The sequence below is a fragment of the Paracoccus sanguinis genome, assembly GCF_900106665.1.
Classification (GTDB): domain Bacteria; phylum Pseudomonadota; class Alphaproteobacteria; order Rhodobacterales; family Rhodobacteraceae; genus Paracoccus; species Paracoccus panacisoli.
The window spans coordinates 301,102-322,963 of record NZ_FNNA01000001.1; the positions used below are offsets into that span (position 1 = coordinate 301,102).

19 protein-coding genes and 1 pseudogene are annotated in these 21,862 nt (G+C 71.5%); 9 read left to right on the forward strand and 11 right to left on the reverse strand.

Annotated features, from left to right (window positions below; all coding sequences use genetic code 11):
- Positions 1 to 15: 15 nt before the first annotated feature.
- A complete protein-coding gene (gene obgE / locus BLW17_RS01480; RefSeq protein WP_036702974.1) occupies positions 16 to 1,044 on the reverse strand; it encodes a GTPase ObgE in 1,029 nt (342 codons plus the stop codon).
- Positions 1,045 to 1,230: 186 nt separating this feature from the next.
- Here obgE and BLW17_RS01485 point away from each other — a divergent pair, with 186 nt between their 5' ends.
- The 5 genes from BLW17_RS01485 to BLW17_RS01505 all read left to right on the forward strand — a co-directional run bounded on the left by BLW17_RS01485 (position 1,231) and on the right by BLW17_RS01505 (position 6,188).
- The gene (locus tag BLW17_RS01485; protein ID WP_036733751.1) at positions 1,231 to 2,652 is read left to right on the forward strand and encodes a protein adenylyltransferase SelO; all 1,422 of its coding nucleotides are present in this window, start codon (positions 1,231 to 1,233) and stop codon (positions 2,650 to 2,652) included.
- A gap of 101 nt (positions 2,653 to 2,753) precedes the next feature.
- A complete protein-coding gene (locus tag BLW17_RS01490; RefSeq protein WP_036702969.1) occupies positions 2,754 to 3,464 on the forward strand; it encodes an endonuclease/exonuclease/phosphatase family protein in 711 nt (236 codons plus the stop codon).
- 75 nt (positions 3,465 to 3,539) lie between these two features.
- Positions 3,540 to 4,817 carry a phosphopyruvate hydratase gene (gene eno / locus BLW17_RS01495; RefSeq protein WP_036712032.1) on the forward strand — a complete coding sequence of 426 codons (1,278 nt, stop codon included), beginning with the start codon at positions 3,540 to 3,542 and terminating at the stop codon, positions 4,815 to 4,817.
- 316 nt (positions 4,818 to 5,133) lie between these two features.
- The gene (locus BLW17_RS01500; protein WP_081969137.1) at positions 5,134 to 5,529 is read left to right on the forward strand and encodes a DUF983 domain-containing protein; all 396 of its coding nucleotides are present in this window, start codon (positions 5,134 to 5,136) and stop codon (positions 5,527 to 5,529) included.
- Positions 5,526 to 6,188, forward strand: a complete 663-nt coding sequence (locus BLW17_RS01505; protein WP_036733749.1) for an NUDIX hydrolase — start codon at positions 5,526 to 5,528, stop codon at positions 6,186 to 6,188. Before BLW17_RS01500 ends, BLW17_RS01505 begins: the two co-directional genes overlap by 4 nt.
- Here the strand turns inward: BLW17_RS01505 and BLW17_RS01510 are convergent.
- From BLW17_RS01510 to BLW17_RS01540, 7 genes and pseudogenes are all read right to left on the reverse strand, one after another.
- A complete protein-coding gene (locus tag BLW17_RS01510) occupies positions 6,176 to 6,667 on the reverse strand; it encodes a cytochrome c-type biogenesis protein (protein WP_081969136.1) in 492 nt (163 codons plus the stop codon). The two genes, BLW17_RS01505 and BLW17_RS01510, sit on opposite strands and share 13 nt — an antisense overlap.
- Positions 6,664 to 8,622, reverse strand: a complete 1,959-nt coding sequence (locus BLW17_RS01515; RefSeq protein WP_036733747.1) for a heme lyase CcmF/NrfE family subunit — start codon at positions 8,620 to 8,622, stop codon at positions 6,664 to 6,666. The genes BLW17_RS01510 and BLW17_RS01515 overlap by 4 nt, the downstream gene beginning before the upstream one ends.
- A gap of 392 nt (positions 8,623 to 9,014) precedes the next feature.
- Positions 9,015 to 9,476: pseudogene (locus tag BLW17_RS18420) on the reverse strand (holin family protein); the annotation flags it as partial.
- Positions 9,467 to 10,078: a holin-associated N-acetylmuramidase gene (locus tag BLW17_RS01525; protein ID WP_036733745.1), complete on the reverse strand. Its 612-nt coding sequence runs from the start codon at positions 10,076 to 10,078 to the stop codon at positions 9,467 to 9,469. The pseudogene BLW17_RS18420 and the gene BLW17_RS01525, both read right to left, overlap by 10 nt.
- A gap of 91 nt (positions 10,079 to 10,169) precedes the next feature.
- Positions 10,170 to 10,613, reverse strand: coding sequence for a cytochrome c maturation protein CcmE (ccmE, locus tag BLW17_RS01530; protein WP_036702959.1), 444 nt, complete (start codon positions 10,611 to 10,613; stop codon positions 10,170 to 10,172).
- Positions 10,614 to 10,631: 18 nt separating this feature from the next.
- Positions 10,632 to 11,444, reverse strand: a complete 813-nt coding sequence (locus tag BLW17_RS01535; protein ID WP_036733743.1) for a glutamate racemase — start codon at positions 11,442 to 11,444, stop codon at positions 10,632 to 10,634.
- 174 nt (positions 11,445 to 11,618) lie between these two features.
- Entirely contained in the window at positions 11,619 to 15,032 is a 3,414-nt protein-coding gene (locus tag BLW17_RS01540) for an indolepyruvate ferredoxin oxidoreductase family protein (protein WP_036733741.1), read from the reverse strand.
- A gap of 147 nt (positions 15,033 to 15,179) precedes the next feature.
- Here BLW17_RS01540 and BLW17_RS01545 point away from each other — a divergent pair, with 147 nt between their 5' ends.
- From BLW17_RS01545 to purL, 4 genes are all read left to right on the forward strand, one after another.
- Complete coding sequence (locus BLW17_RS01545) at positions 15,180 to 16,073, forward strand: LysR family transcriptional regulator (protein ID WP_036733758.1); 894 nt, start codon at positions 15,180 to 15,182, stop codon at positions 16,071 to 16,073.
- Positions 16,074 to 16,409: 336 nt separating this feature from the next.
- Entirely contained in the window at positions 16,410 to 17,084 is a 675-nt protein-coding gene (locus BLW17_RS01550; RefSeq protein ID WP_036733739.1) for a hypothetical protein, read from the forward strand.
- A complete protein-coding gene (locus tag BLW17_RS18760) occupies positions 17,057 to 17,188 on the forward strand; it encodes a hypothetical protein (RefSeq protein ID WP_269429080.1) in 132 nt (43 codons plus the stop codon). The genes BLW17_RS01550 and BLW17_RS18760 overlap by 28 nt, the downstream gene beginning before the upstream one ends.
- A 164-nt stretch (positions 17,189 to 17,352) precedes the next feature.
- The gene (gene purL, locus BLW17_RS01555) at positions 17,353 to 19,533 is read left to right on the forward strand and encodes a phosphoribosylformylglycinamidine synthase subunit PurL (protein ID WP_036734549.1); all 2,181 of its coding nucleotides are present in this window, start codon (positions 17,353 to 17,355) and stop codon (positions 19,531 to 19,533) included.
- Between the two features lie 81 nt (positions 19,534 to 19,614).
- Here purL and BLW17_RS01560 read toward each other — a convergent pair whose 3' ends face one another.
- The 3 genes from BLW17_RS01560 to gmk are packed head-to-tail and all read right to left on the reverse strand — an operon-like array spanning position 19,615 to position 21,847.
- A complete protein-coding gene (locus tag BLW17_RS01560; protein ID WP_036709242.1) occupies positions 19,615 to 20,685 on the reverse strand; it encodes a sensor histidine kinase in 1,071 nt (356 codons plus the stop codon).
- Between the two features lie 5 nt (positions 20,686 to 20,690).
- Positions 20,691 to 21,212 carry a gamma carbonic anhydrase family protein gene (locus tag BLW17_RS01565; protein ID WP_036734528.1) on the reverse strand — a complete coding sequence of 174 codons (522 nt, stop codon included), beginning with the start codon at positions 21,210 to 21,212 and terminating at the stop codon, positions 20,691 to 20,693.
- A complete protein-coding gene (gene gmk, locus BLW17_RS01570; protein WP_036734531.1) occupies positions 21,209 to 21,847 on the reverse strand; it encodes a guanylate kinase in 639 nt (212 codons plus the stop codon). Before gmk ends, BLW17_RS01565 begins: the two co-directional genes overlap by 4 nt.
- Between the last annotated feature and the right edge of the window lie 15 nt (positions 21,848 to 21,862).

Consider the following 21,862-nt stretch of genomic DNA (forward strand, 5'->3'; position numbering starts at 1 on the left):
TGGCAGGCGCGGCCCTCACGGCTGCCACGTCGTCCGCGGGGCGGCGACCGGGGCGCGGGTCGGCTCGATCGCGGTCCAGAGCGCGCGCAGCACCTCGGTCACGCCCTGGCGCGAGACGCCGGACATGACCATGACCGGCCCGCCGATCTCGGCCTCGAGCGCGGCGCGGCGCTCGGCCAGCGTGTCCGCGTCCAAGGCATCGGCCTTGTTCAGCACGGTGATGCGGGGCTTGGCCGCCAGCACCTCGGAGTAGGCCTCGAGCTCGGTCAGGATCGTGCGCGCGTCACCCGCCACGTCCTCGGCGGTGCCGTCGACGAGGTGCAGCAGTACCGCGCAGCGCTCGACATGGCCGAGGAACTGGTCGCCAAGGCCCCGGCCCTCGCTCGCGCCCTCGATCAGGCCCGGAATGTCGGCCATGACGAACTCATGCCCGTCCACGCCGACCACGCCCAGGTTCGGGACCAGCGTGGTGAAGGGATAGTCGGCGATCTTCGGCCGCGCGTTCGACACCGCGGCGAGGAAGGTCGATTTCCCCGCGTTCGGCAGCCCCACCAGCCCCGCGTCGGCGATCAGCTTGAGCCGCAGCCACAGCGTCCGCTCGACCCCCGGCAGGCCGGGGTTGGCATGGCGCGGCGCGCGGTTGGTCGAGGACTTGAAGTGAAGGTTCCCGAACCCCCCGTTGCCGCCCTTGGCGAGCAGCACCCGCTGGCCCGGCTCGGTCAGGTCGGCGACCACCGTCTCCTGGTCCTCGTCGAGGATCTCGGTGCCGGCCGGAACCTTCAGCACGATGTCGTCGCCCGAGGCGCCGGTCATCTGGCTGCCCATGCCGTGCTGGCCCGAGCGGGCGAAGAAATGCTGCTGATAGCGGAAGTCGATCAGCGTGTTCAGCCCCTCGACCGCCTCGGCCCAGACATCCCCGCCGCGGCCGCCGTCGCCCCCGTCCGGGCCGCCGTATTCGATGAACTTCTCGCGCCGGAACGAGACGCAGCCCGAACCGCCGCCGCCCGAGCGGATATAGACCTTGGCGAGATCGAGGAACTTCATGGCGCGGTCTTTCCTGCGGGCGGATGGGGAGTGGCGAGGGGGCGGGGCAAGGCGCAGGGATACGCCGCCCCGCCCCGCGCCGCAAGCGCGCCGCCCGCGCGGCCGCCGGGCGCCGTCAGCCACGGGCCCCGCGCCACCGCGCGGCGCGGCCTTTCAATTCCCGCGGCCCGTGCCCACATCCGCTCCATGAGCACCCCATCCGCACCCCAGTTCGACAACTCCTACGCCCGCCTCGGGCCGGGGTTCTTCAGCCGCACGCCGCCGACGCCGGTGCGCGGCCCCGGGCTCGTCGCCGTCAACCGGCCGCTCGCGGCGCGGATGGGCCTCGACCCCGACTGGCTCGAGAGCGAGGCGGGGCTTGCCATGCTCGCCGGCAACGCCGTCCCGCCGGGGGCCGAGCCGATTGCTCAGGCCTACGCCGGGCACCAGTTCGGCGGCCTCTCACCGCAGCTCGGCGACGGGCGCGCGGTGCTGATGGGCGAGGTCGTGGCCCCCGACGGGCTGCGCTTCGACCTGCAGCTCAAGGGCTCGGGCCCGACGCCCTTCTCGCGCCGCGGCGACGGGCGGGCGTGGCTCGGCCCGGTCCTGCGCGAGTTCCTGCTGTCCGAGTTCATGGCCGCCGTGGGCGTGCCCACCACCCGCGCGCTGGCCGCCGTCACCACCGGCGAGACGGTCTGGCGCGAAAGCCCGCTGCCCGGCGCGGTGCTGACCCGGGTGGCGCAGAGCCACATCCGCGTCGGCACCTTCGAGTTCTTCGCCATCCGCGGCGACCTCGACCGCCTGCGCGCGCTGACCGAGCACGCCATCGCCCGCCACTACCCCGACGCGGGCGACGCCGCGGGGCTGTTGCGCGCCGTGGTCGCGGCGCAGGCCGAGACGGTCGCGCAGTGGATGGCGCTCGGGTTCGTGCACGGGGTGATGAACACCGACAACATGGCCGTCTCGGGCGAGACCATCGACTATGGCCCGGCGGCCTTCCTCGACGGCTATCACCCCGACACGAAGTTCTCGGCCATCGACCGGGGCGGCCGCTATGCCTATGCCGAACAGCCCCATGTCGCGGTCTGGAACCTCGCGCAGCTCGCCAGCTGCCTGATCCCGCTGATGGGCGCGGACACCGACGCGGCCGTGGCCGAGGCGACCGCGATCGTGCACGGCTTCCCGCCGCTCTACGACGCCGCCTGGCTGCGCCGATTCGGCGCCAAGCTCGGCCTCGCCGATGCAGACGAGGCCGCGCGCCCGCTGATCGAGCGGCTGCTCGGGCTGATGGCGACCAGTCGGGCGGACTTCACCCGCGTGTTCCGCGGCCTCGTGGACGGCACGGCGGCCGACGAGTTCCTCGACCCCGCGCCGTTCCGGGACTGGCAGCGCGACTGGCAGGCGCTCGGGCCCGACCTGTCGCTGGCCGCCGCCGCAAACCCCGTCCGCATCCCCCGCAATCACCGCGTTCAGCAGGTGATCGACGCGGGCGTGACGGGCGACTTCGCCCCCTTCCACCGGCTCTGGGCGGCACTCGACGCGCCGTTCGAGGCGCGGGCCGACTGGGACGACCTGAGCCGTGCCCCGCTCGAGACCGAGGCGGTGCGGACGACCTATTGCGGCACCTGATCCCCCCCGACCTCGCGGGCCCGGGTCCGCGCGAGGCGCCCGGCGCCCCGGCTGCGCGCAGCCTCTGGAACTCGGGCGCGCGGCGTGACACTCAGGCGCCCATGACCCGGACCCTGCGCGTCGCCAGCTACAACCTGCACAAGGGCCGCGGCATGGTCGGGCCGCACGCGCCCGAGCGCAATCTTCAGGTCATCGCCGATCTCGATGCCGACATCGTGGCGCTGCAAGAGGTGGATTTCCGCTTCGGCGGCCGCCCCGAGGCGCTGCCGCGCGGCATGATCCGCGAGGCGACGGGCATGGTCCCCGCCCCCCATGTGGCGACCAGCGGCCAGTCGCTCGGCTGGCACGGGCAGACCATCCTCATGCGCCCCGAACTGGCCGCGGGTGCCAACGTCCGCCGCCTGCCCCTGCCGGGGATCGAGCCGCGCGGCGCGCTGGCGCTGCGGCTGGCGGCGCCGGATGCGCGCGGGCTGACGGTGATCGTCATGCACCTCGGGCTTGCGCGCTCGTCGCGCCGCGCGCAACTGGCGCGGCTGATCGCCAAGGCGGTGCGGATCAGCGGGCAGGATTTCGTCATGACCGGCGACTTCAATGAATGGCACGACGACCGCGGCCTCGAATCGCTCGCCGGGCTGCAGGTGGTGGCGCCGGGGCCCAGCTGGCCCGCACCCTGGCCGATGCTGCGCTATGACCGGCTGGCGCTCTCGGCCGGGCTGACGCTGCACGCGAGCGGGGTCCACGACAGCCCCTTGGCGCGGCGCGCCTCGGACCACCTGCCGATCTGGGCGGATATAGCGCTATCAGCGCCCTGACCGGGTTTCCCCGCCCCGCGCCCGGCGCTATGAGACCCCCAACATGAGACCCCCGACCCAGCACCGGAGCGCGCCATGACCGCCATCATCGACATTTTCGCCCGCGAGATCCTCGACAGCCGCGGCAACCCGACCGTCGAGGTCGACGTGACCCTCGAGGACGGCACCATGGGCCGCGCGGCGGTGCCCTCGGGCGCCTCGACCGGGGCGCATGAGGCGGTCGAAAAGCGCGACGGCGACAAGAGCCGCTATCTCGGCAAGGGCGTGCTCGAGGCGGTGGCCGCCGTCAACGGCGAGCTCAGTGAGGCGCTGATCGGCGAGGACGCGACCGAGCAGCTGGCCATCGACGCGCTGATGATCGAACTGGACGGCACCCCGAACAAGTCCCGCCTCGGCGCCAACGCCATCCTCGGCGTGTCGCTGGCGGTCGCCAAGGCCGCGGCCGAGGCCTCGGCCCTGCCGCTCTACCGCTATGTCGGCGGCGCGGGGGCGCGGCTGCTGCCGGTGCCGATGATGAACATCATCAACGGCGGAGAGCACGCCGACAACCCGATCGACATCCAGGAATTCATGATCATGCCGGTCAGCGCGGACTCGATCCGCGACGCGATCCGCATGGGCTCGGAAGTGTTCCACACGCTGAAGAAGGAGCTCTCGGCGGCCGGCCTCGCCACCGGCGTGGGCGACGAGGGCGGCTTCGCGCCGAACCTCTCCTCGACCCGCGACGCGCTCGACTTCATCCTGCGCTCGGTCGAGAAGGCGGGCTACCAGCCCGGCGACGACATCATGCTGGCGCTCGACTGCGCCTCGACCGAGTACTTCAAGGGCGGCAAGTACGAGATCAGCGGCGAGGGGCTGTCGCTGACCCCGGCCGAGAACGTCGAATATCTGGCGAAGCTCTGCGCCGACTACCCGATCCTGTCGATCGAGGACGGCTGCTCCGAGGACGACTGGGACGGCTGGAAGCTTCTGACCGAGCGGCTGGGCGGCACGGTGCAGCTGGTGGGCGACGACCTGTTCGTGACCAACCCCGCGCGCCTGGCCGAGGGGATCGCGCGCGGCTGCGGCAACTCGCTGCTCGTCAAGGTGAACCAGATCGGCACGCTCAGCGAGACGCTGGACGCGGTGCGGATGGCCGATCGCGCCGGCTTCACCTCGGTGATGAGCCACCGCTCGGGCGAGACCGAGGATTCGACCATCGCCGACCTCGCCGTGGCGACCAACTGCGGCCAGATCAAGACCGGCAGCCTCGCGCGGTCGGACCGGCTGGCGAAGTACAACCAGCTGATCCGCATCGAGGAAATGCTGGGCGCGACGGCCGAATACGCCGGCCGCTCGATCCTGCGCAGCTGATCGCCCCGCGCGGGGGGCGCGCTGCCCCCCACGCCGCGCCCACGAGACCGCCCGACCGGGCGGCTCGGTCACTCATCCCCCCTCGGGCTGGACCCAAATATCCCGCGGGGGTGCGGGGGCGCGAAGCCCCCGCGGGCCGCGCGCCACCGCGGGACGCCGCACACGCCCGCAGAATTGTCCCGCCCCCCGGTGGCGCCCGCCGGCGCGAGTGCCTATCTTGGCAGCAACCCCATAGCTGCGAAGGGCACCTGCCGTGACCCAATCCATTGCCACCACCTCCGCCCTCCCCAACCCGCCCCGCTCGGTCGTCGAGGCGATGAAGCGCGGCGCGCTCGGGCGCTGCCCGGCCTGCGGCGAGGCGCGGATGATGCAGGGCTACCTCACGGTGCGCGACACCTGCCCGAACTGCGGCGAGGTCCTGCACCATCACCGCGCCGACGACGGGCCGGCCTATTTCACCATCCTTGTCGTCTCGCATCTGGCGGCGCCGCTGCTGCTGCTGATCTACACCCTCTACCGCCCCTCGACCGAGGTGCTGATCGCGGCCTTCCTCGGCGGCGCGGCGCTGCTGTCGCTGTTGCTGCTGCCGGTGTTCAAGGGCGCCTTCGTCGGGCTGCAATGGGCCAAGCGGATGCACGGCTTCGGCGGCGACGACCCGCATCTCGCCCCCGACCCGCACCACCTGCCCGCGGCGGATGAGGCCGCGCGGTGAGCCTTGCCGACGGCGCGGCACCGGCCGCCGACCTGCCCAAGGACCGCATCCGCGACGCGGCGACGATCATCCTGATCAACCGCGACCGCGCCGATGGACCGGCCGTCCTTATGGGGATGCGCGGCTCGGCCGCGGCCTTCATGCCGTCCAAATACGTCTTTCCCGGCGGCGCCGTCGACCCCGAGGATGCGGCCGCCCCCTGCCCCGACGCGCTGTCCGACACCTGCCGCGCCCGGCTGGCGGTCGAGCCCCTGACCGGCGTCGGCGCCGACGCGCTGGCCCGCGCCGCGCTGCGCGAGATGGTCGAGGAAACCGGGCTCAGCGTCTCACCCAGCGCCGACGACCCGCTGCTCTTCGTGTTCCGCGCCATCACCCCGCCGGGCCGCCCGCGGCGCTTCGACGCGCGGTTCTTCCTGATCGACGCGCGCAACATCACCGGCGACCCGAACGACTTCTCGGCCGCCTGCGACGAGCTGAGCCACCTGCACTGGGTGCCCCTCGCCCAGGCGCGCGAGCTGGACCTGCCCTTCATCACCGAGGTGGTGCTGGCCGAGGTCGCGGCGCTCGTCGCCCGCACCCAGGGGCCGCTCGCCGAGCCCGAGACGGTGCCCTTCTTCGACAACCGCGGCGACGAGCCGCGATTCGTTCAGCTGTCCTGATCCCTGAGCAGCCGGTCGAGCTGCGCCCGCTCGTCGGCCGACAGCGCCGGGGGCGGCGCTGCGTCGGTCTGCCGCCGGCGCAGGAACAGCCACGCCCCCAGCGCCGCGAGCAGCGCCATCACCGGCCCCGCCCAGTAGAGCAGCAGGTTCGCCCCCTCGGCCTTCGGCTCGAACAGGACGTATTCGCCGAAACGCTGGGTGACGGCCGCGATCACCTCGGCGTCGCTGTCGCCCTCGGTCAGCCGCTCGCGGACATAGAGCCGCAGGTCGCGGCTGATGGGGGCGTTCGACTCGTCGATGTTCTCGCCCTGGCAGACCGGGCAGCGCAGCACCTGCCCGATCTGGCGGGCGCGATGCTCGAGCGCGGGGTCGGCCAGCACCTCGTCGGGCTGGACCGACCAGGCGGCCTGCGCCAGCACCACGGCCAGCATGGCAAGCGTCGCCCTCGCCCCCATCCGCGCGCCCATCCGCGCCTTCATTCCGCGGCCACCGCGTTGCGCGGCGCGCGCCGGGCCGCCGCGGCGATCCGCCAGCGGCGGTCGGACAGGCTGACCAGCCCGCCCAGCGCCATCAGCCCCGAGCCGAGCCAGATCCAGAAGGCGAAGGGCTTGAGATAGGTCCGCACCGCCCAGCCGCCGCCCTGCTGCGGGTCGCCGATCACCAGATAGATGTCGCCGGTGAAGGCGCTGCGGATCGCCGCCTCGGTCGTCGGCATCGCCTGCACCGGGTAGACGCGCTTCTCGGGCGACAGCACCGCGATCTCGCGCCCGTCGCGCACCACCCGCATGTCGGCCATGGTCGAGACGTAGTTCGGCCCCTGCACCTCGCGCACGTCGATGAGGGTGATGTCATAGGCGCCGACGCGGAACGTCTCGCCCTCGCGGGCCACGCGGATGTCCTCGACCTGCCAGGCCATCAGCAGGCTGATGCCGACGAAGACGACGCCCAGCCCCGCGTGGGCGATGACGCGGCCCCAGTCGGCACGCGGCAGGCGCGTCAGCCGGATCGTCTCGCGCCCGGCGCGCTGCCAGATGTCGATCGCGGCCCCGCCGATCAGCCAGGCGCCGAGCGCCGCACCGATCACGGCCAGTGCCGAGTGTCCCGTCGAGACCGCATAGACCAGCCCCGCCACCGCGACGGCAAGGATCGCCGCCGGCGCCATCGTGGCCATCGCCCGGCCCAGACGGCCGCGCTTCCACGGCAGGATCGCCCCGATCGGCAGCGCGATCGCCAGCGCCACCATGAAGGGGGTGAAGGCCTGGTTGAAGAACGGCGCCCCAACCGAGAGCTTGCGGTTCCACGCCATCTCGGCGACCAGCGGCCAGATCGTCCCGATGAAGACCACGAACGCCGCCACGGCGAGCAGCAGGTTGTTCAGAAGCAGCGCCCCCTCACGCGAGACCGGGGCGAACACGCCCCGCGCGGTCATGGCGCCGGCGCGCGCGGTGAAGAGCGTGAGCGCGCCCCCCACGAAGGCCGCGAGGATCCCGAGGATGAACACCCCCCGCGTCGGGTCGCTCGCAAAGCTGTGGACCGAGGTGATGACGCCCGAGCGGACGATGAACGTCCCGATCAGCGAGAAGCCGAAGGCGATGATGGCGAGCAGGATGGTCCAGCTTTTCAGCGTCTCGCGCTTTTCGACCACGATGGCCGAGTGCAGCAGCGCGGTCGCCAGCAGCCACGGCATGAAGCTCGCGTTCTCGACCGGGTCCCAGAACCAGAAGCCGCCCCAGCCGAGTTCGTAATAGGCCCACCACGACCCCAGCGCGATGCCGATGGTCAGGAACACCCAGGCGGCCAGCGTCCACGGCCGCACCCAGCGCGCCCAGGCGGCGTCGACCCGCCCCTCGATCAGCGCGGCCACGGCGAAGCTGAACGACATCGAAAGGCCGACATAGCCGAGGTAGAGGAACGGCGGGTGGAAGGCGAGGCCGGGGTCCTGCAGCAGCGGGTTGAGGTCGCGGCCGTCGAAGGCGGGGACCTCCATCCGGGTGAAGGGGTTCGAGGTGAAGATCATGAAGGCGAGGAACGCGGCCCCGATCGCCCCCTGCACCGACAGCACCCGGGCGCGCAGCGCCGGCGGCAGATGCTCTCCGAAGGTCGCGGCCGCGGCCCCGAACAGCGACAGGATGGTGACCCAGAAGAGCATCGAGCCCTCGTGGTTCCCCCACACCCCGGTCACCTTGTAGAGCATCGGCTTGGCCGAGTGGCTGTTCTCGTAGACCAGCGCCACCGAGAAGTCCGAGGTGACGAACGCCACCGTCAGCGCCGCGAAGGCGATGCCGATCAGCCCGAACTGGGCCAGCGCGGCGGGGCGGGCGGCCTCGATCCAGGCGGGCCAGCCGCGGGTCGCCCCGACCATCGGGACGATGGTCTGGAACAGCGCCACGGCGAGCGACAGGATCAGGGCGAAATGACCCAGCTCGGCAATCATGCGAAAAGCCCCCCGGAGAGATACCGGGGGGCAGAGTAGTCCCTGCGCGCCGCGCCGACCAGCCCTGTGCGGCGCGGCGCGGGGTCACAGAGGCGTCACTGTCCGGGCCGGCCGCGCCCCCGCCGGGCCGCGGCCCAGTCCCGCAGCGCGGCGTTGTCGGCAAAGTCGTCCGCCGGGGTCGTCGCCGGGCCGGACACAGGGGCCGTCGCCGGGGTCGTCGCAGAGGCCGTCGCCGGGGCCGAGGCGACCTCGGGCGTGGCGACCGAGGGCTCGTCCAGCCGCTCCTCGATCTCGGCCTCGACGGTCGCGGCGGCCCCCGCAGCCGCGTCGAAGCCCGGCAGGATCGGCGCCCGCCAGTTATCCTCCCCGGCTTCCGTCCCCGGAATGACCGGCGCCCGCCAGTCCTCGGCCGCCGCGGCCCCCGTCACCCGGGCCCGCACCGTCGCGCGGGGCCAGACCCGGTGGCGAAAGTAGTGTGCCTCGCGGGCGCCAAAGTAGAAGCTGACGATCGCCCCCATCAGCCACCAGAGCGGCTCGGGCACGAGCGCCAGCCCCTGCATCCGGGCCGAGAACCCCACCGGCTCGACCATCGCATAGACGAAGAGCCCGATGGTGCCGAGGGTCAGCAGCGGGCGCGGCAGCCGGTTCAGCCCGTTCATCAGCGCGTCGAACCAGTGCGTGCCCGCGCCCGCGAACTCGGCCTGGTGCTCGGCGATGGCGCGGGCATAGGCCTCCTCGTCCAGCTCCATCCGGCGGGTGGCGCTGGGGGTGAGGATCTGGGCCATGCCGCTTGCGGCATTGCCCACGGCGGTCACGGTGGCACCGGCGCCGAGGAAACGGTCGATCATGCCCATCGGGCGGTCCTTTCGCGGTGCTCTGCGGCGGTGAGGTGATAGCGCGGGGCGATGAAGGCCTCGGCGCGGGTGATCCAGCCGCCCTTGCCGCCGTCGCGGCGGCGGGCGAACTTGCGGCTGGCCGGGCGGGCGTCGGCCAGCGCGTAGTAATAGTTGCGCCGCGCGATGCCGTAGGCGTCGGCCAGATGCGCCGGGGCGGCGGCGGCCGCGGCGGCGACGGCGGCGATGGTGCGCGGCCCCACCACCCCGTCATCGGCGCAGGCAAACCCCATCCGCGTCACCAGCCGTTGCAGCAGCCGAACCGCCTGCGCGCCCGCGTTCACCTGCATGTCGAAGACGCTCGCCTGCACCCCCGGCGGCAGCCGGTCGAGGCGCGGGGCGCGGAAATAATGCTCGACGTAGATCCGCGCGGCGTCGCGGGCCGAGAGCGCCCGCACATCCGCCCGGTCGATCCGGCCGTCGCCGGTCAGGTCGCGCCCCAGCCTGCGCAGCGTGCCGAGCGTCACCCCGTGGTTGGTCGCGCCGCCCGGGTCGTCGGGGTCATCGACATACCCCCCCTCGCGCGCGACGATCTCTGCCGCGATCTCCTCGACCGTCTGCATCCCCGGCCCCCCTTTTCGCCCGATCCGAGGCGGAAAAGTTGCGCGGGGGCGTTAAGGGGCCGTTAACCAGCCGCGCGTTGCCGGCGGCGGGTCAGCTGTTCGGCGGCTGATAGACGCCCTGCTCCTTGAGCGAATCGGCGACTTCCTTGGGCATGTAATTCTCGTCGTGCTTGGCGAGGATCTCGCTCGCGACGAAGGTGCCGTTCTGCATCGAGCCGGTGGCGATCATCCCGGCATTCTCGGCGAAGAGGTCGGGCAGCACCCCCTCGAACCGCACCGGCACGGTGGCGCCGCCGTCGGTCACGGCGAAGGTGATCACGTGGCCGTCGCCGCGCTTCAGCGTGCCCTGCTCGACCAGCCCGCCCAGCCGGAACACTTCGTCGGGGTCGGGGTGGAACTCGGCCAGCTGGCTCGGCGAGCGGTAGAGGTTGATCCCGTCGCGGAAGCCGTAGCCGATCAGCGCGACCGCCAGCACCAGCGCCACGGCGGCGGCCGCGAGGATCTGGATGCGGCGCTTTTTCTTGAGGGATTTCATGTCACTCTCCTCGATTTCTCAGGCCGCCTCGAAGTGGATCGGATGACGCAGGAACTGCGTCGCCTTGGCCGTCACGCGGGCCGGATCGCCGGTGGTCAGGAACCGCGACCGGGTCCCCTCGCCGCGGAACTCGGGCCTGCGGGCAAGATAATCCTCGAGGCTTTCGGCCACCAGACCGGCCTGCGAATAGACCTGCACCGACGGCCCCAGCGCGGCCTGGAACACGTGCTCCATCAGCGGGTAGTGGGTGCAGCCGAGCACCGCGGCCTCGGGGTGCGGCATCCGGCGCTTGAGGGCCTCGACGTGGCTCGCCACCAGCGCCTCGGCCAGCATCTCGTCGCCGTCCTCGATCGCATCGACCACGCCGCCGCAGGGCTGCGCCTCGACATCGACGCCGATGGCGCGGAACGCCAGCTCGCGCTGGAAGGCCCGGCTCGCCACCGTGGCGGGGGTGGCGAACAAAGCCACGTGCTTGACCGCCACCTCGCGCGGCGGCGAGTTGTCGCCCCACTGCCGCTCGGTCAGCGCCTCGATCATCGGGACGAACACGCCCAGCACGCGCTTGTCGGGCGGCAGCCACGTCTCTTGCATCCGCTTGAGGGCGGCGGCGCTGGCGGTGTTGCAGGCGAGGATCACGAGGTCGCAGCCCTCGGCCCACAGCCGCTCGACCCCCGCACAGGTGAGCGCGAAGATGTCGTCCGGGGTGCGGGTGCCGTAAGGGGTGTGGGCGTTGTCGCCCAGATAGACCAGCGGGAGGTCCGGCATCCGCCGCGCAATGGCCTGATGGACGGTCAGGCCCCCCAGCCCCGAATCGAACACGCCGACGGCCATTCCACGCTTCTCCGCTGTTGGTCCGAGGGGGTTTCTAGGCCGTGTGGCCCGCGAACGCCATGACTTCGGTCAGAGCGTGGCCGTCACGCTCGCGTGGCGGCCGGACCAGAAAGACGTCCGCACGCCGCGCGCGAGGCGTCTCTCCGGCCCAGCGACCTGTCGCGTGACGGCGGGCTACTCCGCCGCCATGGCGAGCGGCGGCCGCGCCGGGCGCCCGCCGGCCCGGAACTCGGCCAGCAGCTCGGCCCGCCGTTCGGCGGCCTTGTCGGCGGCGGCGTCCTTGATGAAGCCGTAGCCGCGGATCTGCTGGGGCAGCGCCGCCAGCTCGCGCAGCGTCTCGAGCGTCGCGGGCGTCACCTGCGGCAGAAGCTCGGTCATGTCGCGCTCGTACTGCAGGGCCAGCGCCCGCTCGCGCCGCCGCTCGCCCTGCCAGCCGAACACGTCGAGCGGCGTGCCACGCAGCCCCCGCATCCCGGAGAGGATGCGGAACATCGGCAGCATCCACTCGCCGAAGTCGCGCTTCTTCGGCCGGTTGTCGGGGTCCTGCCCGCCGAGGAACGGCGGCGCGAGGTGGAAGGTCAGCTTGGTGTCTCCCTCGAACACCCGCGCGACGTTCTCGGCCGTGGTCAGGTGCAGCCGCGCGACCTCGTACTCGTCCTTGATCGCGAGCAGGCGGTAGAAGCTGTCGGCCACCGTCTCGCGCAGCTCGGCGGGCGCGAGATCGACGAGCTTGAGGAAGCGCCGCTTGAGGCGCTCGCCCTGATAGCCGACCAGCCGCTGCGCGCGGTAGGCGACCGGATCGACGCGCTCGGGGTGGGCGCCCATCGCCTCGGTCTGGGCGGGGTGCAGCGCGGCCCAGCGGCCGATCTGGAAGGCCCGCTTGTTTTCCTCGGCCTTGGCGCCGTTCAGCTCGATCGCGCGCAGGATCGCAGCCTCGCTGAGCGGGATCAGCCCCTGCTGCCAGGCCGCGCCCGTCACCACCATGTTGGAAAAGATCGAATCGCCCAGATAGCGCTCGGCGAGGCTCTGGGTGTTCAGGAACTCCACCCGCTCGCCCAGCCGCGCCTGCAGCGACAGCTTCAGCCGGTCGCCGGGGACGTGGAAGTCGCGGTTGCGGGTGAACTCGCCGGTGATGATCTCGTGGTCGTTGATCACCGCGCCGGTGCGCCCCTTGGTCATCAGCCCCAGCGTCCGCGCCCCGGCCGAGACGACCAGATCGCCGCCGATCACCGCATCGGCCTCGCCCACGGCGACGCGGATGGCGCTGATGTCCTCGGGGCGGTTGGCGAGCCGCAGGTGGATGTGGACCGCCCCGCCCTTCTGGGCCAGGCCCGCCATCTCCATCATCCCCGCGCCCTTGCCGTCGAGCTGCGCGGCCTGCGCCAGCACCGCGCCGATGGTCACGACGCCGGTGCCGCCGACGCCGGTGATGACGATGTTGTGGGTGCCCTCGATCTCGGGCAGGCGCGGCTCGGGCAGCGCCGGCAGGTCCAGCGCCTCGGCCGCCGGGCGGCGCAGCTTGCCGCCCTCGACCGAGACGAAGCTCGGGCAGAAGCCTTTGACGCAGCTGTAGTCCTTGTTGCAGCTCGACTGGTCGATGGCGCGCTTGCGGCCCAGCTTGGTGTCGAACGGCACCACCGAGACGCAGTTCGACTGCACCGAGCAGTCGCCGCAGCCCTCGCAGACCTCGGGGTTGATCCAGATGCGGCGGTCCGGGTCGGGGAAGGCGCCCTTCTTCCGGCGCCGGCGCTTTTCGGCCGCGCAGGTCTGGATATAGACGATCGCCGTCACGCCCGGCACCGTCTCGAGCTCTTTCTGCACCGCCATCAGGCTCGCGCGTTCCTCGAAGCGGATGCCCGCCGGGAAGGCCGCGCGGTCCACGACCTCCTTTTCGTCATGGGCGACCACGACGGGCACGCCCAGCGCCCGCAGTTCGGCCACGATCTGCGGCGCGGTCAGCTCACCCTCGTTGGGCTGGCCGCCGGTCATCGCCACCGCGTCGTTGAACAGGATCTTGTAGGTGATGTTGGTCCCCGCCGCTTTGGCGGCGCGGATCGCCAGCGACCCCGAGTGGTTGTAGGTCCCGTCCCCAAGGTTCTGGAACACGTGCGGCCGGGTCGAGAACGGCGCCTCGCCGATCCAGTTGGCGCCTTCGCCGCCCATCTGGGTGAAGCCGGTGGTCTCGCGGTCCATCCACTGAACCATGTAGTGACAGCCGATCCCCGCATAGGCGCGGCTGCCCTCGGGCAGCTTGGTCGAGGAGTTGTGCGGGCAGCCCGAGCAGAACCACGGCGTCCGCACCGCGATCTCGGGCGCGTTGTCGGCGCGGCGTGACTCGGCGATGCGGCCCAGCGCCGCCTCGATCCTGTCGGTGCGCCGCCCCTCTTCGATCAGGATGCCGCCCAGCTTGGCCGCGATCATCACCGGGTCGAGCGCGTAGCGGGTCGGGAACAGCTCGACCTGACGCCCGTTCTCCCACGTGTCGCCCTTGTGCCAGCCATAGACGCGGCGGCCGCGGCGGTCGTCGAAGATCGCCTCCTTGACCTGCACCTCGATCAGCTTGCGCTTTTCCTCGACCACGATGATCAGGTCGAGGCCTTCGGCCCATTCGTGGAAGCTGGTCATGTCCAGCGGCCACGTCTGGCCGATCTTGTAGGTGGTGATCCCCAGCCTCTCGGCCTCGGCTTCGTCGATGCCCAGCAGCCCCAGCGCGTGCACCACGTCGAGCCAGTTCTTCCCCGCCGCGCAGATGCCGATCTTCGCGCCCGGCTTGCCCCACATCCGCCGGTCCATGCGGTTGGCGCGGCTGAACGCCTCGGCCGCGAAGCGCTTGTAGTCGATCATCCGAGCCTCTTGCGCGACCGGCGTATCGCCGAGGCGGATGTTCAGCCCGCCCTCGGGCATGAGGAAATCCTGCGGGGTCACGAACTTGAGGCGGAAGGGGTCGCCGTCCACGACCGAGGTCGCCTCGACCGTGTCCTTCATCGTCTTGAGCCCGGTCCAGACCCCGGCAAAGCGGCTCAGCGCCCAGCCGTAGAGCCCGTAGTCGAGGATCTCCTGCACGCCCGCGGGCGAGAGCACCGGGATATAGGCGTCGATCATCGCCCAGTCGGACTGGTGGAGGACCGTCGAGCTTTCGCCGGTGTGGTCGTCGCCCATCGCCATGACCACGCCGCCGTGGGGCGAGGTGCCGGCCATGTTGGCGTGGCGCATCACATCGCCGGTGCGGTCCACGCCGGGGCCCTTGCCGTACCAGAGCGCGAAGACGCCGTCGTACTTGCCCTCGCCGCGCAGCTCGGCCTGCTGGCTGCCCCAGATGGCGGTCGCGGCCAGATCCTCGTTCAGCCCCGGCTGGAAGCGGACGTTGGCGGGCCCCAGCAGCTTGCCCGACTTCATCATCTGCAGGTCGACGCCGCCGAGGGGCGAGCCGCGATAGCCGGTGACCAGCCCTGCGGTGTTGAGCCCCGCCGCCTTGTCGCGCGCCGACTGCATCAGCATCAGCCGCACCAGCGCCTGGGTGCCGTTCAAGAGCACGTGGCGGCGGGCCACGTCGAATCGGTCGGCCAGCGAAATATCCTGAACGCTCATCTTGGCTCCTCCCCAGCTCGGACGGCAGGTGGGATTATAGGTCAGAAAAACTGACCGATAAAGTCCTTTGTGCCCGGCGAGCAAAACGATAAGGGTTGCGGAAAATACATGACTGCCATGCGGCCGTGGGCGAGGGATGCAGCGATGATGGATTGGGACAAGCTGCGAATCTTTCACGCCGTCGCCGATGCCGGCAGCCTGACCCACGCCGGCGACACGCTGCACCTGTCGCAATCCGCCGTCAGCCGGCAGGTCCGCGCGCTCGAGGAATCGCTCGGCACCACGCTCTTTCACCGCCACGCCCGCGGCCTCATCCTGACCGAGCAGGGCGAGATGCTGTTCGACGCCACCAAGGCGATGAACCGCAAGCTCGACACCACCGCCGCCCGCATCAGGGACAGCGAGGAGCACGTCTTCGGGGAGCTCAAGGTCACCACCACCGTGGGGTTCGGCACGCTGTGGCTGGTGCCGCGCCTCTCCAAGCTCTACGCGCGCTATCCCGAGTTGAAGATCGACCTGATGCTCGAAGAGCGGGTGCTCGACCTGCCGATGCGCGAGGCCGACGTGGCGATCCGCATGAAAGAGCCGAGCCAGGCCGACCTGATCCGCCGCCGACTTCTGAACATCAAGATGCAGCTCTACGCGACGCGCGCCTATCTCGACCGAGTCGGGACGCCGGCCACGCTGGCCGACCTCGCCCCGCACCGGCTGATCTGCCAGAACCCGCAGACCCCGCAGGTGTCCTCGGGGGCGGCGCTGACGCAGATGCTGCTGCCGCACACGTCCAGCTCGACGCTGATGGTCAACAACTACTTCGGCGTCCTGCAGGGGGTGCTGAACGATGTCGGCGTCGGGGTTCTGCCGGACTACTTGACCACCGATTTCCCGCATCTTCTGCGGGTGTTGCCTGAGGTCGAGTCAACCGAGGTGCCGGTGTTCCTCGCCTTCCCCGAAGAACTGCGCAGTTCACGCCGCGTTGCAGCATTCCGCGATTTCGTTCTGGAGGAAATACTGGCCATGCGACGCCCGTCAGGCGAGTGACGGCGGCCGCCCGCGCCCTGCGCGGCCTGTGGCCATGCAGCACCAGCATGGCCGTCATGCTGCAACGGCAGCAAAACCATGCTTGTCAATCAGGCGGTGCGACCCTTATTTGGGCAGTGAAGCGATGGGCAGCCCATCTCTTCACCTCCCTGTTGGACTTAGGCCGGGCGAAAGCCCGGCTCTTTTTTTTGTCCCGCGCCCTGCGTCCTTCCCGCCAACTCGTGCGTTCAGCCTCGCGCGGCAGGCACGCAGACGTGTGCGCCCGGGGTGGCTGAGCGCTCCCCGCCCCACGGGTCAGAAGGTCGCGGCTGTTATATGATAACACGCGACATACCCATGGAATACCGCACAATCCTTGCCGGCCTCGCCTTCGGCCTGCTCGCCAGCCCGGCGCTCGCCGCCCAGTGCGGGGGCACCGTCAGCTTTCCCGACGGCGCGACCGGCACCGTCGTCAAGGGCAGCGTCTCGGGGCTCGAGACCTGCGATTACACCCTGTCCGCCCGCAAGGGTCAGACGCTGCGCGCCTCGCTGGGCGATTCGCGGCTGGACCTGATCGCGGTCGAGCCGGTCGAGCATGACTTCGTCTCGGGCGACGCGCTGGTCCTCGACCGCACCGGGCCGGTGACGCTGCGCGTCCTGCAGACCCGCGCCGCCGCCCGCCAGTCGCAGGCCGCCCGTCCCTTCAAGCTGAGCGTCAGCATCGACGGCCCGCTGCCCAAGTCGAAGGGCGCGGCCCAGTCGGCCGGCACCGCCGCGGCCCCGGCCGTCAAGACGGCCGGCAAGCCGGCGGCAAAGGCCGCGGGCAACCAGTGCAAGGGCAGCGGCGCGCTGACCGGCGGCACCGCCAACAGGCGGGCGCGCTCGCGGGCGACGCGGTCTGCCGCTACACCCTCTCGGGCAAGGCCGGCCAGTCCGTCTCGCTGCTGCTCGACGCCCCCGCCGGGGTCGAGGTCTGGCTGCGCGCCCCGGGCGCCGACACCGCCATGCCGCTCGACCCGTCGTCGGCGGTGACGCTCGAGGCGTCGGGCGACTATGCCGTCACCATCGGCCGCACCCGCAACGACGCCCGCAAGGGGGGCACCCGCAACTTCTCGGCCGTGCTGAACGTCGAGTGACCGACCGGGTCGACCGGGGGGCCTTTGCGCCCCCCGGTCACGCCCATCGCCCCGCCGTCCCCCCGTGGCCACGCGGGCCCCTCCTGCCCTTCCCTCGCGCCGCGCCAGCCCCTAAAAGGCGCCGCAACACGGGTGCGATGCCGAAGGCGATCATGGGGGCGATCATGCAGGAACCGACCATCACCGACGAGCTGATCGCCGCGCACGGGCTCAAGCCCGACGAATACCAGCGCATCCTCGACCTGCTCGGCCGCGAACCCAGCTACACCGAGCTCGGCATCTTCTCGGCGATGTGGAACGAGCATTGCTCGTACAAATCCTCGAAGAAATGGCTGCGCACCCTGCCCACCACAGGCCCGCAGGTCATCTGCGGCCCCGGCGAGAACGCGGGCGTGGTCGACATCGGCGATGGCCAGGCGGTCGTCTTCAAGATGGAGAGCCACAACCACCCCTCCTACATCGAGCCGCACCAGGGCGCCGCGACCGGCGTCGGCGGCATCCTGCGCGACGTGTTCACCATGGGCGCGCGGCCCATCGCGGCGATGGACAGCCTGTCCTTCGGCCGCCCCGAACACCCGCGCACCGCGCATCTGGTCAAGGGCGTGGTCGAGGGGATCGGGGCCTACGGCAACGCCTTCGGCGTGCCGAACGTCGGCGGAGAGGTCCGCTTTCACCGTGCCTATGACGGCAACTGCCTCGTCAACGCCTTTGCCGCGGGGCTCGCGGACGCCGACCGCATCTTCTACTCGGCCGCCTCGGGCGTGGGGATGCCGGTCGTCTATCTGGGCGCCAAGACCGGCCGCGACGGGGTCGGCGGGGCGACCATGGCCTCGGCCGAGTTCGACGAGTCGATCGAGGACAAGCGCCCGACCGTGCAGGCCGGCGACCCCTTCACCGAGAAATGCCTGCTCGAGGCCTGCCTCGAGCTGATGCAGACCGACGCGGTGATCTCGATTCAGGACATGGGCGCGGCCGGCCTCACCTGCTCGGCGGTCGAGATGGGCGACAAGGGCGGGCTCGGGATCAAGCTCACCCTCGACCACGTCCCGCAGCGCGAAAGCGCCATGACCGCCTATGAGATGATGCTGTCGGAAAGCCAAGAGCGGATGCTCATGGTGCTGCGCCCCGAGAAAGAGGCCGAGGCGCGGGCGATCTTCGAGAAATGGGACCTCGACTTCGCCGTGATCGGCGAGACCATCGCCGAGGACCGCTTCCTCATCCTGCACGGCAACGAGGTGATGGCCGACCTGCCGCTGTCGAAGCTGTCGTCGAGCGCGCCTGAATACGACCGCCCGTGGGTGGCGACGCCCGCCGCCGCCGCGCTGACCGAGCTGCCCGAGATCGCCCCGATCGCGGCCCTCAAGGCGCTGATCGGTTCGCCGAGCTACGCCCACAAGGGCTGGGTCTGGGAACAGTACGACACCCAGGTCGGCGCCGACACGATCCGCAAGCCGGGCTTGGGCGCGGGCGTCGTGCGGGTCCACGGCACCGGCAAGGCGCTCGCCTTCACGAGCGACGTGACCCCGCGCTACGTCAAGGCGAACCCGGTCGAGGGCGGCAAGCAGGCCGTGGCCGAGGCGTGGCGCAACCTGGTCGCGGCCGGCGCCACGCCGCTTGCCGCGACCGACAACCTCAACTTCGGCAACCCCGAGAAGCCCGAGATCATGGGCCAGTTCGTCGGCGCCATCCAGGGCATCGGCGAGGCCTGCCGGGCGCTCGACTTCCCCATCGTATCGGGCAACGTCTCGCTTTACAACGAGACCGACGGCCAGGCGATCCTGCCCACCCCCACCATCGGCGGCGTCGGGCTGATCGCCCAGAGCAGCGACCTGATCCCGGGCCTGCCGCGGCAGGGCGACGTGGCGCTGGTGATCGGCGCCACGCACGGCCACCTCGGCCAGTCGGCGCTCGCCGCCGAGGCCTTCGGGATCGAGACCGGCGACGCGCCCCCCGTGGACCTCTCGGCCGAGCGCGCGCACGGCAGCTTCCTGCTCGCCCACCGCGCCCATGTCGGGGCGGCGGCGGACCTCTCGGACGGCGGGCTCGCGCTCGCGGCCTTCGAGATGGCCGAGGCGGCCGGCATCGGCGTCACGCTCGATGCCGCCGACATCCCGACCCTCTTCGGCGAGGACCAAGCCCGCTACATGATCGCCGCGCCTGCCGCCGAGGCCGAGACGCTGCTCGAGGCCGCCCGCGCCGCCGGCATCCCCGCCGCCCTCGTCGGCCGGTTCGAGGGCGACCGCGTCACCCTCGGCACCGACAGCGCGCCGCTGGCCGAGCTGTCGCGGCTCTACCGCAGCGCCTTCGCCGCCGCGATCCACGGCGAGCTGCCCGACCACGCCTGACCAGCAAGGCTTCTTCCTTGCAAAAATATCCCGGGGGGAGGCCGCAGGCCGGGGGGCAGCGCCCCCCTTCAGCGGCCCCCTTCAGCGCGCCCCCGCCCACTCCGGCAGGATGATCGTGAAGCGGCTGCCCGCGCCGCGGGTGCTCTCGATCTTCAGCCGCCCGCGGTGGCGCGCGACGATGTGCTTGACGATGGCGAGCCCCAGCCCGGTCCCGCCCTTCTCGCGCGAGCGGTGGTTGTCCACGCGGTAGAACCGCTCGGTCAGCCGCGGCAGGTGCACCTCGTCGATCCCCTCGCCGTCGTCGGCGACCTCGACCGCCCAGCCGGGGCCGCGCAGCACCGGCTCGTGCGGGACATGGGTCAGGGTCACGCGAACCTCCCCGCCCGAGGCCCCTCCCTGCCGTGCCCCGTACTTGATCGCGTTCTCGATCAGGTTGTGCAGCACCTGCTGGATCTGGTCGGCGTCGCCCGCGACCTCGGCGGTCACCCCGGTGCCGATCTTGACCAGCGCCGTCCCCGCCGCCTGCGCCGTCGGCGCCAGCGTCGCGCAGGCCGAGCGGATGAGCCCCGCGAGGTCCACGCGCTCCGACGGTCGCCGCCGCTCCTCCTGCTCGACCCGGCTCAGCGACAGCAGGTCGCCGATCAGCCGGTTCATCCGCCCCGCCTCGCGGTCCATGATCGCGAGGAACCGCTCGCGCGCGGCCGCGTCATTCCGGGCCGGGCCGCGCAGCGTCTCGATGAAGCCCATCAGCGCGGTCAGCGGGGTCTTCAGCTCGTGACTGACGTTGGCGACGAAATCGCGGCGCATCTGCTCGGCGTGCTCGACGCCCGAGGTGTCCTCGATCACCACCCCCGCCCCAGGCCGCCCGTTCAGCGTCAGCGGCGTCACCGTGACCACGCAGTTGCGGTCATGCCCGCGGGCCGAGATCGTCACCGACAGCCGCTGCGCCGCGCCCGCCCGGTCGAGCGCCTGCTCAAGCGCGCGGTTCACGAGGCTCTGGCGCAGCACGGTCACGAAGGGGCGGTCGGTGATCCCCTCGCCCAGCATCGCGGTCGCGGCGCGGTTGCCGATCACCACCCGGGCGGCGGCGTCCACCACCAGCATCGGCACCGGCACCGCCTCGGCCAACTGCTGGAGCGCGTCGCCCTGCATCGCGCTCAGTCGATCCGCCGCAGCCCGGCGCGGAAGCGGGCCGCGTTCTCGCGGTAGCGGGCGGCCGAGCCGCGCAGCGCCTCGATCGCGGCGGCGTCGAGCATCCGCACCACCTTGCCGGGCGCGCCCATGACCAGCGCGCCGGGCGGAATCTCTTTCCCCTCGGGGATCAGCGCACCGGCGCCGATCAGCGCCCCCGCCCCGATCACCGCGCCGTTGAGTACCGTCGCCCCCATGCCGATCAGCGCGCCGTCATGGACGGTGCAGCCGTGCAGGATCGCCTTGTGCCCGACCGTGACATCGGCGCCGAGCCTCAGCGGATAGCCCATGTCGGTGTGAAAGACGCAGCCGTCCTGCACGTTCGAGCCGGCGCCGACCCGGATTTCCTCGTTGTCGCCGCGCAGCACCGCGCCCCACCAGACGCTTGCGCCCGCTTCCAGAACGACGCGCCCCATCAGCTGCGCGTCCGGCGCCACCCAGGCGTCCGGCGGGATCTCGGGGGCGATCCCGTCCAGTTCCCAGATCATCGCGGCTCCTCCATCAGCTTGCGCACGAACGGCCCCAGCGCCGGGCGGCGCTCGCGGCGCAGCCGCTCGGCGCTCAGGATGGCGCGCAGGTCGCTTTCGGTCGCGTCGAGGTCGTCGTTGACCAGCACATAGTCATACTCGGCCCAATGGCTGATCTCGTCGCGGCTTTTCTGCATCCGCCCCGCGATCACCTCCTCGCTGTCCTGGTCGCGGTCGCGCAGGCGACGCTCCAGCTCGCTCAGGCTCGGCGGCAGGATGAAGATCGAGACGACGTGCGGGGCGAGCGACGAGGCGCGGATCTGCTGCCCCCCCTGCCAGTCCACGTCGAAGAGCGTGTCGCGCCCCTCGGCTATCGCCAGCTCGACGGGGCTGCGCGGGGTGCCGTAGCAGTTGCCGAACACCTCGGCGTGTTCCAGCATCTCGCCCGCCTCGACCATCGCCTGAAACCCGGCGTGGTCGGTGAAATAATAGTGCTGGCGGTCGATCTCGCCCGGGCGCGGCTTGCGGGTGGTGGCCGAGACCGAGAATTTGAGCGAGGGGTCCCAGTCCATCAGCCGCCGCGCCAGCGTGGACTTGCCCGCGCCCGAGGGCGACGAGAGGATGATCAGCAATCCGGATCGCGTGGTCTGCGGCATCCCTTGTCCCGGCGT